Source organism: Caldanaerobius polysaccharolyticus DSM 13641 (assembly GCF_000427425.1).
GTDB lineage: Bacteria > Bacillota > Thermoanaerobacteria > Thermoanaerobacterales > Caldanaerobiaceae > Caldanaerobius > Caldanaerobius polysaccharolyticus.
On record NZ_KE386494.1, the window covers coordinates 849,317 to 863,844 of the forward strand.

Annotated in this window: 15 protein-coding genes; all 15 read right to left on the reverse strand. The window is 47.2% G+C overall.

Annotation, left to right across the window (positions count from 1 at the left end; all coding sequences use genetic code 11):
• Positions 1 to 38: 38 nt before the first annotated feature.
• Positions 39 to 689: a DNA repair protein RecN gene (locus CALPO_RS0105015; RefSeq protein ID WP_026486351.1), complete on the reverse strand. Its 651-nt coding sequence runs from the start codon at positions 687 to 689 to the stop codon at positions 39 to 41.
• A 3-nt stretch (positions 690 to 692) separates the two neighbouring features.
• Positions 693 to 968, reverse strand: a complete 276-nt coding sequence (locus CALPO_RS0105020) for a hypothetical protein (RefSeq protein WP_051585835.1) — start codon at positions 966 to 968, stop codon at positions 693 to 695.
• 20 nt (positions 969 to 988) lie between these two features.
• Positions 989 to 2,437, reverse strand: coding sequence for an AAA family ATPase (locus CALPO_RS14150; protein WP_051585836.1), 1,449 nt, complete (start codon positions 2,435 to 2,437; stop codon positions 989 to 991).
• 1 nt (position 2,438) lies between these two features.
• Complete coding sequence (locus tag CALPO_RS0105030) at positions 2,439 to 3,422, reverse strand: metallophosphoesterase family protein (protein WP_026486353.1); 984 nt, start codon at positions 3,420 to 3,422, stop codon at positions 2,439 to 2,441.
• Positions 3,423 to 3,430: 8 nt separating this feature from the next.
• Positions 3,431 to 5,296 (reverse strand): ATP-binding protein, encoded by a 1,866-nt coding sequence (locus CALPO_RS0105035; RefSeq protein ID WP_026486354.1) that lies wholly within the window; start codon positions 5,294 to 5,296, stop codon positions 3,431 to 3,433.
• Positions 5,297 to 5,308: 12 nt separating this feature from the next.
• Positions 5,309 to 6,274, reverse strand: a complete 966-nt coding sequence (locus CALPO_RS0105040; RefSeq protein ID WP_026486355.1) for a DNA double-strand break repair nuclease NurA — start codon at positions 6,272 to 6,274, stop codon at positions 5,309 to 5,311.
• Between the two features lie 12 nt (positions 6,275 to 6,286).
• Positions 6,287 to 8,752 (reverse strand): O-antigen ligase family protein, encoded by a 2,466-nt coding sequence (locus CALPO_RS0105045; protein ID WP_026486356.1) that lies wholly within the window; start codon positions 8,750 to 8,752, stop codon positions 6,287 to 6,289.
• A gap of 21 nt (positions 8,753 to 8,773) precedes the next feature.
• Positions 8,774 to 9,199: a 3-hydroxyacyl-ACP dehydratase FabZ gene (gene fabZ, locus CALPO_RS0105050; protein ID WP_026486357.1), complete on the reverse strand. Its 426-nt coding sequence runs from the start codon at positions 9,197 to 9,199 to the stop codon at positions 8,774 to 8,776.
• A 7-nt stretch (positions 9,200 to 9,206) separates the two neighbouring features.
• Positions 9,207 to 9,536 (reverse strand): rod-binding protein, encoded by a 330-nt coding sequence (locus CALPO_RS13295; protein ID WP_051585837.1) that lies wholly within the window; start codon positions 9,534 to 9,536, stop codon positions 9,207 to 9,209.
• A 5-nt stretch (positions 9,537 to 9,541) separates the two neighbouring features.
• On the reverse strand, positions 9,542 to 10,342 hold the full coding sequence (gene flgG, locus CALPO_RS0105060; RefSeq protein WP_026486358.1) for a flagellar basal-body rod protein FlgG: 801 nt from the start codon (positions 10,340 to 10,342) through the stop codon (positions 9,542 to 9,544).
• An 18-nt stretch (positions 10,343 to 10,360) separates the two neighbouring features.
• Positions 10,361 to 11,110: a flagellar basal-body rod protein FlgF gene (gene flgF / locus CALPO_RS0105065; RefSeq protein ID WP_026486359.1), complete on the reverse strand. Its 750-nt coding sequence runs from the start codon at positions 11,108 to 11,110 to the stop codon at positions 10,361 to 10,363.
• Between the two features lie 9 nt (positions 11,111 to 11,119).
• The gene (gene mreB / locus CALPO_RS0105070) at positions 11,120 to 12,157 is read right to left on the reverse strand and encodes a rod shape-determining protein (protein ID WP_026486360.1); all 1,038 of its coding nucleotides are present in this window, start codon (positions 12,155 to 12,157) and stop codon (positions 11,120 to 11,122) included.
• Positions 12,158 to 12,188: 31 nt separating this feature from the next.
• On the reverse strand, positions 12,189 to 12,488 hold the full coding sequence (gene spoIIID, locus CALPO_RS13300) for a sporulation transcriptional regulator SpoIIID (RefSeq protein WP_051585838.1): 300 nt from the start codon (positions 12,486 to 12,488) through the stop codon (positions 12,189 to 12,191).
• A 63-nt stretch (positions 12,489 to 12,551) separates the two neighbouring features.
• Positions 12,552 to 13,379 (reverse strand): M23 family metallopeptidase, encoded by an 828-nt coding sequence (locus CALPO_RS0105080; RefSeq protein ID WP_051585839.1) that lies wholly within the window; start codon positions 13,377 to 13,379, stop codon positions 12,552 to 12,554.
• Positions 13,380 to 13,433: 54 nt separating this feature from the next.
• Positions 13,434 to 14,504 carry a stage II sporulation protein D gene (gene spoIID / locus CALPO_RS0105085; protein ID WP_026486362.1) on the reverse strand — a complete coding sequence of 357 codons (1,071 nt, stop codon included), beginning with the start codon at positions 14,502 to 14,504 and terminating at the stop codon, positions 13,434 to 13,436.
• Between the last annotated feature and the right edge of the window lie 24 nt (positions 14,505 to 14,528).

Below are 14,528 nucleotides of genomic sequence, written 5' to 3' on the forward strand. Positions count from 1 at the left end.
AAGGCTATGGTACTTAATAGTCCCATAGCCTTAGCCCTCTAGCGTATCCTCTCAACACAGCTAATGCCATCCTTTAAATATATCCTGTAGGCTATTTCACCGCTTTCCGCCAGGTGCTGGTTGTGGGTTATCATTATAATCTGCCTCCCCATATCCTGGCTGATTCCCCTTATGAGCTCTGCTACCGCCGCGCTGTACTCCCCTGATACATGTTTGGCAGGTTCATCGTAAACCATTATGCCCTCTAACCTGGGATACATGCCTTCCAGCAGCGCGCTTCTCAGCGCCATAGACACCACGTCTACCACGCCACCGCCACGGGAGTCTTCAGGTCTGTTGGCTATCCTGGCAGTGCCTCCGTAAGTGGACGCCACCAGAAATTCTACCTCGGGCCTGTCCCTCTTGTCCTCCAGCACCACTTCAAAAGATATATCAGGCCCAAAGACGCTTTGAAGCGCCGATGTCACCATCTGCTGGATATGCTGCCTGGCCTGTTCCCTGGCGTTTTCCGATGCTACCTGAAATACCAGCTTAACTTTCATGAGGACATCTACATCCCGCTGGAGCGCTTTTAACTCATCCCTCTTTTTTTCTATTTGCTGTTTGAGCTTATCGCATTGCCCTTTTCTCTGGTTGTAATAAGCCGTAAGCTCCTCCAGGCCTCTCTTAAGCTCATCTATACTCCTCATAGCTTATTTGGCCCTCTCTATAAGGCTCCAGGGCATCATCTCGTCGGCCTGTTTGATGTACTCTTGGATCTGGCTTTTTAGCCTCTCTATTTCTTCATCCAGCTTGTCAGGGTCCACGCCCAGCTCCTTTATCTGGTTTTTCAATTCCTCCTGTTGTTTTAGCAAAAACTCTTTTTGGGTCATGGCTCTTTGCCGCAAGCTCTTAGCCTTTTCAATCCCCTCTTTTAGCCTGGCTATGCTCTCGTTGACTTTGTCCAGTTCATCACCGGCATTTTTCACACTACACCCCTCCTTACCACTTAACCTGCCATGTCATGAGCGATTTTGTGAGCTTTTTCATCGGTTATAGGAGAAAAGCATACAGGGCATACCTTTAAGGCCCTGAGCAATTTCTCGTACCGAGCCACCAGCTCCCTCAAAGATCTCTCGCTGGTGCTCAATTCTCTTTCGGCGTCAGCAATACGTCTATTCACGTCTTTTAATCGCTCATTTAATATCACCATCTGCGCATACCTGTCCAGGGCGTCTTTTGCGCTCTGGGATATACGTTCTACCTCGGATATGTTCTCTGATGCGCTGATAAAGCCATTCACATGATCAAGCTGCTCTTTTAACCCTTCAAGCTTGCTCCTGGCAGACACAAGAGATGCAAGTCTTTGCCGCATATCGTCGGCTTTAATACAAGCCTTATCCGCTTCTCCTATCAACCTCATGTCTTCCATGGCTTTATCGATCACTTTCAGGTCTTTTTCACACTTTTTATACCTGTCTCCAAGGCCTTTAACGAGGCGACACTTGTCTACCAGCACCTCCATATCAGACAGGCGCTGGCTGCACAAGCTGATCTGCTCCGTACTCCTCAGCACCCAATCAGCTGCGCTTAAACCCTTTGCCACATCCTCCATAGAAGCTTTAGCAACCGCCACAGCGCGATACCTCTGGTACAGGGCATCTGCCTTTAAAACAGCGCTCTCCACGGATTCTATATTACCTATATCCTTTATAACGTCTTCTACCCTTTGGAGCTCCTCTACATTGCTTTTAACAGCCTCTCTTTTTTCACAAAGCCCTGCGATTTTAGCGCTGAGCAAATCCACCGTAGCGACTATGCTTTTTAACTTTCCCAACGTATCTTCTAATAAAGGCAAGTCGTCGTATTCTTTCAGGCTATCTTCCAACTGATCCAGTTCGGCGCTTACTTTCTTCAAATCCTCTCTCTTTTTATTGAAATCCTGGGTAGCCTTTTTATGGGCCAGGTCAAAAATATCAGTACCTGTAAGCCGACCTATGGCCCTGGCCTTAACAGATCCGCTTTGCATGAGCAAAAACGGAGGTTCCAGCTGAGGCGATGTGTGCAGGTCTATAGTGACGTCATCGTCTATCCTGATCTTTTTTACTCCAGTAATCTCTACCACTTCTTCGGGCACCGACGTACCAAAGCCCTCAAAAACCCGATCTTCTTGCCCTGGCCTGGATATGACATACCGGTTCTTGCTGCCAGAGGCGCTCCTAACCCTGGTCACCGACACGCCATTGTCGTACACGAGGGATACGCTGCACTCGGCCGTTCCCGCCCTCACAAAATCCGATCCCCTGGGCTCGTTAAAAAGGACCCACCTTATCGCCCTAGCTATGGCTGATTTTCCGTTGTCTGATTCTCCCACGATTACCGTAAGGGTAGGCGCTATCTCTATCTCAGTGTGAGCGTGGGACTGAAAGTTGTTGAGCACCACTTTTTTTAAGAGCACTTCACACACCACCTTTCAGCATGGCCTCAGCCTCTGCAAAACGCCTTCTAACCTCATCTACTACTTCTCTTGACAGCCCTTCGCTGTCCTGCCTATCTTTTATTACCTCTTCCAAAATGCCGTAGGGGTCTTTCCTGGAAGTACCAGCAGCAGCCCTTATCTCCTGAAGAAAATACGCCCTCTTTTCAGCTCTAAAATGCGCCTGTTCTATCTTTGTCCTGTCCAGCACCTCAGGCCCTGGCCTCGCGCACTTCAATTTTATATACCTGTAATCAATTCTACCATTAAGATCAAGGAGCAAAACCTGGGGCAACCTCCTCATCTCCGCAGGATGGCTGCTAAGTCTCACGACGCTGCCAGGGTTAAAAAAGTACTTGCCGTTGTATACGACCTCATCAAACCCCATATGGTAATGTCCAACCAGGGTTATATCCGCCTCTGTCCTGTCCTTCACGTCATCTATAAGGGTGTAATTACCACCGGGAAATACCGCCTTATCTAACAGCATACCGTGTGCCACGTGAATAGCTATATCGCAGTTTTTCTTTGACACCACATAAGATGAGGGGTCATCGTCTATATCGTAGTGGTAGCCTGCACCTGTGAGCTGAACCCTCACATTGCCGTCGTCCACGTATACAGGTTGTCTGCTGAGAATGGTAAAACTCCCCATAGCTATCAAAAAGCCCAGCAGGGTACGGCTTAGCGTGGAGATGTTGTGCCCGTATATGTCGTGGTTACCGTTGATTATATATACAGGAGCTTGCAGGCGATTAAAGATGCCCACCAGATCCCCCATGGCCCCCAACCCCGGGCTGGGCATGTCAAAAAGGTCGCCTCCGTGTATTACAGCTGTTACGCTATAGCCATTGGCTATTTCCACGATTTCGCTCAATTTCTTTTTCATGGTCTCAACCATGTCGTCCGTTCTACTCTCAGGAGTGGTACTTCTTAAATGGGTGTCTGTAAAAAAGAGTAATCTCATAGCTCTAATCACCTCGCCGTGTACACCCTCATGTTGCCCATGCGCCCTATGCTGGATTTTATCCTGCCTTGTTCTAACCACCGCTCCAGGGCTTCCTTGAGCTCCTCAACCGATACAGCCCTGCCCAGCTTTTCAGCGCATTTTTCAGCCACCGCCGCTAGCTGCATGGTGTTAAAAGGCAAAAGCTCCTGCACAACGGGGTACAGATCCTCCCCTTTAGAACCTACATAAGCCCTCCATTCCTCAAAAGGACTTTGGGCGTGAGGACTGGACGTCCATGACGCCCTTATTCTCACAGGCACAGTCCTACCCGTAATGGCAGAGGACACAAAGGCGTTTCCTGATGTGAGGTAAGGTAACCTTGCGGTCTCCGACGGTGCAAGATCTGTTTCCCTCTGTATCGTATCTATATCCTGTGCCCTTACTGTTCTCAATATAAACTTGGTATTGAGCTGGGCGTTTACAGTGTCATCGAGGAGAGCAGGCCTTTGGGTTGCCAACACCAAGAATACGCCGTATTTACGCCCTTCCTGGGCTATTTCCCTGAAAATAGGCCTAGCAGGTGCGTAATCATTTAACCCTGTGGCCTTGGGCACCAGATTATGGGCCTCATCGGTGACGATGAAAAAAGGAGGAAAAAACTCTTCTGTAGCCCTTCCCGTATGGGTCACCGCATCCCTGTACGCCCTTCGCTTGTTGTAAAAGTGCCTTATAACGTAAACAGCGTAGATATTCAGGTTTCTGATAGGTCCCCTTACCACCACGGTCTTTCCGCTCTTTAAACCCTGCTCTATGGCCTCGGAATCCTTTTTAAACAGGCCGCTCATCTCTAAGGCATCTACCCTCCTGACCACCGCGCTGAGGCTGTATTCGCTGAGCTGAGCCTGGGAATACTGGCTATAAAGCTCTACTAGGCGGGCTTCTCTGGTGTCCGGTTCAGGATTGACTTTTACCAGCTCTTCCACCTCTTTTTTGTGGGACAAAATCCACATAACATCCTCAATCCTCTGCCTATAAGACTGAAGGCTATCTCCCTTCCTGTAAAGCCTCCTGGCCGCATGTTCCATGTTCTCAGTAAATTCCCCCATGGAGGATTTCAGCAGCACCATCAGCTCTGCCTCTGTCAGTGAGTCAAATCTTATGCCCACATCAGTACCCAGCTCAAGGAGTACAAACTGATCTTTAAGCGCGTAACACATTTCGGGATCTACACCAAAAATCGGCTGAGAAAAGTCCAGCTCGTAATGGGGATCAAAGACCAGGACGGGAAGCCTCTTGGCCATCAGCTCTTCTATCAGCACCCTCATAGCATAAGACTTGCCTGAACCCGATCCTCCAAAAATCCCTATATGGGGGTATTGTTCCATTTTTTCCACATCAAAAAAGAACGGCACACCGTTCTGAGGCAACAATTCACCGCTTTTGGGATCTACGGTATATTCCAGGTCTTTTAGCGAATCAGGAAGGGTCTTATAAAGCTCTTCAGTACCCCTTATAACTCCCATGAGAAGGCTTTTTGAAACATCAGAAGGAACCAGTATATCCTGTATTTCGCCGAAATCCGGTACCCTTGCCTGCGCCCCTACGGTTATGGGCGTATCTAATTCGCTTAACACCCTGACCTGGGCAATGTACAGCGTCTCCTCTTCAGGGACAAAACCCATGGCCCTTAACGTGCTCAAAGTCGTATCGTCCAGAAGCCCTGTTCCGTAATTGCTTTCAGGCAAAAGGGGATTTAACGACTGAGTCCTGATCACCTCTGCCCGTACATCTCCCCTGGTATCCTGGATTATCAATATCTCATTTATGCGAAAGGGCCTTTGCCTGGACACCAGCAAAGCTTCATGCTCTGTAGTAGTGCCAACTACTCTCATCCCATCCACCTCTTAGAATAATCTCCTGTCCCTTTGCGCCCGCAACAGCATCTCCCTGGCTATAGGGTCCAGAGACACCTCTATGAGCTTCTTGATTTCTGGAGCCGTCAGGCGCACGGCTCTGTCCACTAAATCCAATACCAACGGTATTCCCCTGCTGTGCTCCGGCGTCATGCTGTATATAGCGTTCATCACCTCTTCCACCCGCTCTCGTTGCTCAAACAAAAAATCGCAGGCTATAACCTGGGGCTGTCTTGAAAATCGAGCAAAAGCGGTCATAAAGCCTTTCTTTGTGCAGTAATCAGGGTGAACCAGGAACCATTGGCCCACTTCCAGATTTCCGTAAAATACCTCTCTGTCGTAAGGCTGTGAAGGTATTCTGTTCTCCAGGACCTCCGAAATCATGTGAGTGGAAACCTCTTCTATGACCCCTACGATGAGCGTACCCGCCTCCAATGCCTTTTTTACAAATTCATCCCACAGTTCAGGAGCCTTTATGCGGTACTGGACAAAGCCCCCGTCCAGCATCAGCAAATATGGGCTATACCTTTGGACGGCCTCCATAGCAGCTCGCATTTCCAGCTGGGACATCAGCTTTTGTGCCGTCTTGATGGCAGCCATCTCCAGCTCAGATACGTCGTCCTGCTGCCCCTCAGCCCTCATCCTTTCAAGGTCATCGTCTAACAGAGGTGAAAACACCCTAGCAAAGGATATGTCGCCTTTGTCCCGGGGAAGGACGTAAGCGTAAGATTGACAGCACGCCAGCATATACGGGTAAGTGCCCCCATAGGTGAAAAGAGAGCCGTCTACAGCCGCTATTTTCATCTCCTTATTTTCACATCTTTTATCAGCAGTATAAAACGTACCTATTTCCTTTATTAAGTCCCTTAAAGCGCGTTTTTCTGGTGGCCTTTTATTTTTTATAGCGGCATTAAAATCTTTAAGCTCTTTTAAAATCTGATCATTTCCTATAAGCACGACACCACGACCTCACATCTGCTGCACGTACTTTCTCGCCTCATCGATTATATTCTGCGTCTCAGGCGTCATCTCCACAGGCTTTAAGGCCTTGCGGTTTACCTTTTCCACATCCTGAGGTATCTTTAAAACCACATCAAAGTATCTTTTCGCAGCGGCTTTATCGCCCTTAGACATATAATACTGCCCTACCTTAAAGTAAGCATCAGCCTTTTGCTGGTAGTTCTGAGGCCTTAAAGGCTGTACTGCCATAGATCTCTCTATGCTATCAAGCCCTTTTTGAATAGCGCCGTGGCGCAGGTAAAAAGCCCCTAACTCTGCGTTGTACTGAGAATTATAGGGTTCAAGATTTACAGCTTTTTCAAACATCTGCTGTGATCTAGCTAAGTATGCACTGTTCCCCGTCTGCTGCCCTAAGGCCTCCAACGCTTTACCGTAATTCAACCTAAAGCCGGCATTTAAAGGATCAAAAGCCACAGCTTTGCTATACTGTTGAACAGCCCCCGCATAGTTATTAGCTTCAAGCATAGCCAACCCGCTTTTGCTGTACTGTAGACCCAGCCTGAGCGACGCTGAAAAGACCAAAGCCGCAATGGCCAGGACTATAGCCCCTGAACAACCTATGTCGAATTTAAACGTAGGCGAAGGGCTTATACCTTCCAGCCTTAAAAACGCGTACACCAACCCCATCAGCGCCCATAAAAATATGGACACAGCCCCCAAGGATAAATCGAAATCCAAAGCGGAATGCCACCACAGGGCAACGGCAGAGCAAACCACTCCTACCAGCATCACCTTATTCCATTTATCCTGTACCTTTAGGCCTTTGTAACAACCGTATATAAAACCTATTATCAGCATCGCTAAAGCTATAAGGCCCAGGGTACCTGTCTCTACCATAACCTGCATAAAATAGTCATGGGTCTGCGTGGTCCAGTAAAGGTAAGACTGGTACATAAAGTACAGAGAAGCCCATGCTCCTCCACCGGCTCCTAAAAGGGCATAATCCCTGTAAATCTTAAAGGCATCTCTGTAAAACACCATGCGCTCTGTAGAATTTTTAGTGGTAAAGCTTATGTCGTTAATCCTGCTGGCTATGCTCTCAGGTATGTATTTATATTTGAGCTTGAGATATGACCTTTGACCGCTTCCTTTTTGCTCCACGTATGCATTGTCAATTATGGCTTCGGTACCCTCGAATTTGTTGGTAAACACGATGGCAACCCTTTTGGAGTCTTTAAGGGTCCTAAAATCCACTTTCACCGTCTCCCCTGTAGGAGAAGCCTTGCCGTATTTTTCAACAATGCTAGTGGGTGTATCCAGGTAATCTCTGCTCTGTACCACTACACCGTAATCCCAAGGCTTGTCGGATAATTCCCTCGTTTTTACATCAAAAGAAAGCACGTAATCGGTATTGGGTTTTACATTCACAAATCTTATCACAGATATATCGCTGTTTGTCTTATCCGATATATGGCTCATAACCAGCTGTGTCTGAGCTGTAAAAAGGTAAATACCCACCAAAATCACCGCTATGGCCGTAGGTATACCCCCATAGGCTATGGCTCTGATATTGCGGTTGGTAAAGCCGGTCACACTTTGCAAGGCCAGCCCTACCACCAGCGACGTTGCAAATCCTATCAAATACCACTTCCACGCTGCGCTACCAGCCCCTGTGGCTATAGCGTTGCCAAATCCTCTCATCGCTACAGCCGTTGGGACAAATGTACCTATAACGTCTATCGTAAATCCGGATCTCGTCCCTTTAGGCAATAAAATACCGTATAGCAATAAAATAAACGGCAATATCACCCATGCACCCCGAGAATAAGTGAATACAAAGGCTAAAAGCAGCGTATATTCCGCGGCATTTAAAAACGCTTTGATCCACCTGTTACCAGCTGTATTCATCAAAGCCAGCACTAGCACGTATCCTGCCATCATCAAAGCAGCTGCTGTATTGGGGTACTGGATGGTTGAATTTATCCTGCCACCTACCCATGCGCCGTTATACTTGATAGTACCAGCTGCAGCGCCTATGCCCACAAACGCCACGCCAAAAGCGCTGAGACCCAGCGCGTAAATAGACCCTCTTATCTCTCTTATATTGCGGGGCAGCTTGCTGGCCATCAGCAAAATCAAAAAATAATTGACGTACTTTAACACCTCACCCCACGCCGCCCTGGGGTTTACAGCAAACAACGACGCCAGCACGTAGACAGTCAGCAAAGCCAATCCTCCGTAATCCACAGGGTCTTTTAACAACCTCTTTTCTCCCGAAACCAACTTACTTATAAGCCATATGATGGCCAGAATTGATGTGATGATATGAGCCACCAGAAATTCGTCGTCAAAATACATTCCCCTGAAAAAAGGGGGATAGATCAGCGTGACAAGATAACCTGCCAGTATAAAGTAGCTTATGTTAAGCTTACTGCCTGTCCTCTTTTTAGTTTTGCCGCGACTCTTACCGCTCATCTTCTATCCCTCAAATTCCCCTCAATTTTCTACCGCCGCAAACAGAATATCGCCTTCACATGCGATTTCGCCTTGAACCGTAGCTATACCATGTCCCTTTCCTATGTTCTTCTTCATGCTCAAAAACTCTACTTCCAATTTGAGCTGGTCTCCAGGTAGTACCTGGCGCCTAAACCTGAACTTATCTAATCCCGCTAAAACCATAAGTTTATCCTTAAACTCCGGCTGCTGTTTTATATAAACAGCACCCAGTTGCGCCAGCGATTCCGCAATAAGCACCCCTGGCATAATGGGAATGCCCGGGAAATGCCCCTGAAAAAACGGCTCATTGCCGCTCACATTTTTTATCCCTACAATCTTATTATCGCCTATTTCTAAAACCCTGTCAATTAGCAAAAAAGGATACCTGTGAGGTATCAGCCCCTGTATATCCTTTAAATCTAGAATCAATTTCTCAATTGCCTCCTCTGCTGTCTGCTTGAGATAGTTGATCGTATAACTTCTGGGCGATGCCAAAATCCTGCCTTTGCACCATAAGGGCAGCGTACTGATCATCCAGCATAGATCTGAACACATCTTCTCCAAAGGTATCAGGTATAAGCCCGTCCTCCGGCACCGAAGACCTCATGGATTTTATCATCATGCTCACCATGATCGCCTCAAAATCCTTGCACAGTTCCTTTAGTTTCTCATCTTCCTGCGCTTTTGACCCTTTAGCAACCCCACTGCTGTACCAGTTTCCATATACCGCACCTATGCCCTGCACTGCTATGGGATCTACCATAGCTCTTACCTCCTAAGGTTATTGGCTGTATTCATCATCTCGTCAGCAGCCTGAATGGACTTGGAGTTTATTTCGTAAACCCTTTGAGCAGTTATTAGGTTTACCATCTCCTGTACCACCTTAATATTGGAAGTCTCCAGAAAACCCTGCAGCACCTGGTTTTGAGGATTCGTCGGGTCGTCGTATATGGGCTGACCTGACGATACCGTCTCCGCGTACAGGTTATCTCCTTGGGCCTGGAGTCCATCGGGATTTATAAAATTGACCACGGCCAGCCTTATCCCCAGATCCTGCACATTGCCCATATCGTCCTTGGCGCTTATCTCCCCTGTTCTGGATATGCTGATCTCTTTCTGAGTGCTATCAAATGTTATGGGATTTCCCGTATCATCTAAAACCGGGTATCCTTCAGATGTGACCAGCATAGCTTGATCGCCGCTTACGCTTAGCTTAAAGCTCCCATCCCTGGTGTAAAGCCTCTGTCCGTTTAGCCCCTGTACCACAAAAAATCCCTTGCCATCTATAGCCAAGTCAAAGGGATTATTGGTCTGCTGCAAATTGCCTTCAGAAAAATCCCTGGCAGTAGCCGCCGGCCTTACCCCCACTCCCACCTGTATATTAACAGGTGAACCCACGTACTGCTGATTGGAAGGCCCTTGTATCGTATCGTAAATCAAATCCTTAAATTCGGCCCTCGCAGCCTTATACCCCGTAGTATTGGCATTGGCCAGATTATTGGAAATGACATCTACGTTTAACTGCTGAGCATTCATTCCCGTGGCAGCTGTCCATAGAGCTCTTATCATTTGTGTTTCTCCTCCTCCTTAAATTCTGCCTACTTCATTTACCGCTTTGTTTAAGGTGTCGTCCATGGCAGTAATCACTTTTTGATTGGCCTCATAGGCTCTGGTCACCTCTATCATATCCACCATTTCCTCTATTGGATTGACATTTGATGCCTCAACGTAACCCTGGCGAATCCCCCCCACAGGTCTGTTGCCTATAGGACCTGTAATCAGGTTATCACCAAACTTGGTTATGGCACCCCCATTGCCCCCATTGATGTCCACTAACCTGAGGGTATCAACGTAATTGCCATTTACGTATATGTCTCCATTGGGATTTACAGTTACCTGGCCTTGAGGAAGATTGATGACGCCGTTTACGCCCAAAACAGGCATACCCTCGGTAGTAACTAAAAGCCCATTGCTACCTCTGGTAAAGCGGCCATCTCGCGTATACAAAACCCTGTTGCCGCTTTGTACAGCGAAAAAGCCATTGCCGTCAATAGCCAAATCTAAAGGATTGTCTGTCTTTTGAAAACTTCCTTGGGATAAATCCGTATATATTCCTCCGGACCACACGCCGTAGTTGATGGTGCCTATATCAGGTTTTTTCAGAGAGGCATCTGTATAACCCTGCCGGTCCATAAGAATCTCCGGAAAAGACCTGGTCACGTTGTAATCTTTTTTAAAAGCCGCAGTATTGACATTGGCCAGATTATTGGATATAGTGTCCATTCTAGCCATCTGATCTACCATACCAGTAGCCGCTATGTACAAACCTCTTATCACAGCTTATCTTCACCTCTCCACAAAGACCATCTTCGCATCAGAATAGATGCTGCTGGCATCCAACGTACCTATGTATTCTAACGCTTTGCCTGTTCCCAGAGCTACACAGGATATAGGGTCGTCAGCCAAATACACAGGCACGCTTAGCTTGTCCTGCAACAGCTTATCTAAATTCCTGAGGAGAGAACCACCCCCTGTCAGCACAATACCCTTATCGCCTATATCACCTACCAGCTCAGGAGGTGTTCGTTCCAACACACTGTGTATGGCATCCACAATCACGCTTAAAGACTCGCTCAAAGCTTCCAGGATCTCATCGCAACTTACTTCAACGATCATAGGCAAACCCGTAACCAGGCTCCTGCCCCTCACGTTCACTTTAATAGGCGGATCCAAGGGGATGGCCGTACCTGCGTTTATCTTAAGCTCCTCAGCAGTCCTCTCGCCTATCATGAGGTGATATTTTTTCCTTATGTACCTCGCTATGGCTTCATCAAAGTCGTCGCCAGCTGTCTTTATGGACATGCTCACCACCGTTCCACCCAGTGATATAACCGCTATATCCGTAGTGCCTCCTCCTATGTCTACAACCATACAGCCACTGGGCTTTGATATGTCAAGACCTGCTCCGATAGCCGCCGCTATGGGCTCTTCGATCAAAAAGGCCTTCTTTGCTCCGGCTTGATACGCGGCATCAATCACAGCTCGCTTCTCCACTTCCGTTATACTGCTGGGGACGCTTATCATAACCCTCGGCCTAAAAAAAGACCTCTCGCCACAAGCCTTATTTATAAAATACCTCAACATCTTTCTAGTCACTTCAAAATCCGATATAACTCCTTGTCTGAGAGGTCTTACAGCTATTATATTGCCAGGAGTTCTTCCTATCATCCTTCTCGCTTCACTGCCTATGGCCAGCAACCTCCCCGTCTTGGCTTCCACTGCCACTACCGACGGTTCCATCAGGACAATGCCCTTACCTCTAACGTATAAAATTACAGAAGCCGTGCCCAAGTCGATGCCTATATCCATACCGAAACCGAACATCTAAATTCGTCCTTTCACCTATACTCGTTCATTAATTAATTCTATATGATTCTGAAAAATCCTCCTTTTTTGCTGTTAAATGTTTTAAATTTTTGTATTTCAACCGGGTGGCTTTACCTCCCCTTATATGTCTCTCAGCTTTATTTTTTTCCAGCACGTTCTTTACGCCTTTATAAAGTTCGGGATTTATCTTAGGAAGCCTCTCAGTCATATCCTTGTGTACAGTGCTTTTGCTTACGCCAAAGACACTGGCTGTCTCCCTGACTGTCGCTTCAGCCTTTATGACGTATTTGGCTATTTCCACGACCCTTTCATCAATGTTGCCTTTCACAAAAAAGCCCCCTTTACCCGACTTTGTATTAATATATGCAAAGCGGATAAGGGGTAGAACACGTCACTTCTTTATATAGTCATGAGGGTTGACATTTTTTCCGTCTTTCAAAACCTCAAAGTGCACATGGGTCCCATCGGCGATTTCAAAGCTGGCAGACTGTCCCACATAGCCTATCACATCGCCTTGATTAACCGTCTGCCCTTCTTTTACTTTTATATCCTCTGCTAAAGAAGAATACCTGGTCTCATAACCGCCGCTATGCTTGATGACCACTGTATTACCCAGTTTCAGATCCTTGTACACCTTCTCAACAATTCCCGACATAGCAGCTTTAACAGGCGTCTCCGCCTTCGCCGCCACATCTATGCCGTTATGGGTTCGCCATTCGTCCAGGGTCTTTGAGTAAATCAGGTTACTCATGGCATAATCCATTGAAATCGTACCTTCTGCCGGCATGATCATACTGGCCGCCACAGTAGACGCCACCGGACTGGCGTCAACTACAGGCGCTGTCACGCTTTTGATAGGCTTTTCAGAAGTGCCTGCGCTAGCAGGGACCTGGTTTTGTACCGTTTTTTCTCCTTGACTAGTTTGATTATCTTTATCGCTTTTTTGCGCCTGTGACTGTACCTTCTGTTCTGACTTTTGTGTGTTTTCCTGCGCCGTGCCGTTCTTCAGATCTTTATTTATGTCCCCTATGATAATATCGCTGTCGCTCTTGTTCACACTGGAGCCTACCTGATTTTGGGCCGTATTTTTAGGCAGGACCTCCTTTTTAGCCAGCTTATTGATATTGTGGTTAACCGTAACCATCGCTGCAATGGCCACTATGACAATACACGATAACAGGATGACATAAAAACTGTTCTTTTGTAAAAATTTTTTCACCCTATTCCACCTCCAACAATAGTATAGCCATATATTGGTGGAATATACTTTACATCACTGTTTTTTGTAAAACTCCCTTATGCTCGCGATAGTCACATCTTTATAATAGTGCTTTAATATGTCTTCATAGTTGCTCCCATGCTCTGCCATGCCGTCAGCCCCAAACTGGCTCATGCCAACACCGTGTCCGTACCCGGTTACGTCCATTACGACGTCATTGCCATTAAAGGCGAACCGGACATTGGTGGAATTAAGCCCGTATATATTCCTCAGCTCTTCGCCGGTCAAAACCTGATCTCCTATTCTGATCTTTTTTACCCTGTTGGTCTGAGAATACTCCAGGACTTTAACTTGCGATGGTAGGTTAGAAACATCAACCCTGGCCATAGGCCTTAGCGCTTTTAACCTCTGTATAAACTCGCTTTTCGCCATCACAACCCTTGATTTATACTTGGGTGCGCTCTCCTCGTAAGGACTATCCACGCTTACCAAGTATGGGATATTTTTACCCCACACGTCTGCCGCGCTCTCGGTTCTGCCTCCGCTTATAGCGTGAAAAACAGGCTGTATAAGTTTATCCTCGTATACGAGAACCTGCCCTTTTGTGCTGTCTACCGCCTCATCTATTTTGGCCTTATACATGCTGTAATTTTTCCCCCACCTTGACTTTAACTCCTCGTCAGACGCCCATGCCTGACAGTGGTGTGAATCTGTACACACATCAGCACCCGGGTGCTCCCCATCGCCTTTGCCTCCAAATTCCCTCATCTTGCTCACCGCGTAAGTCCTGGAGGCAACAGCCTGGGCCTTTAACGCTTCTATGCTAAAATCGGCAGGCATCTCTGCAGCCACCACTCCTTTTACGTACTGTTCCAACGGCATGCCTTGAATTTTACCCTTTTGGACCACGTACACGTTTATGTTCACATCTTTGTAATCCTGCTGACTGCTCACGGTACCAGATGCGTTGTTGTCGCTGGTTATTATGTACGAGGTCTTAGCACCTCCCTTGCCCGATACCAATGGCTTTTCGGGGGATATGGCGTTCCAGCTAAGCACGATACTCACCGGCAAAAACACCACAGCCGCAAATAGCCCTACAAGAAAATAAATGAGCATCTTCATAAAAATTCCTCCTTTGCGCCTTTA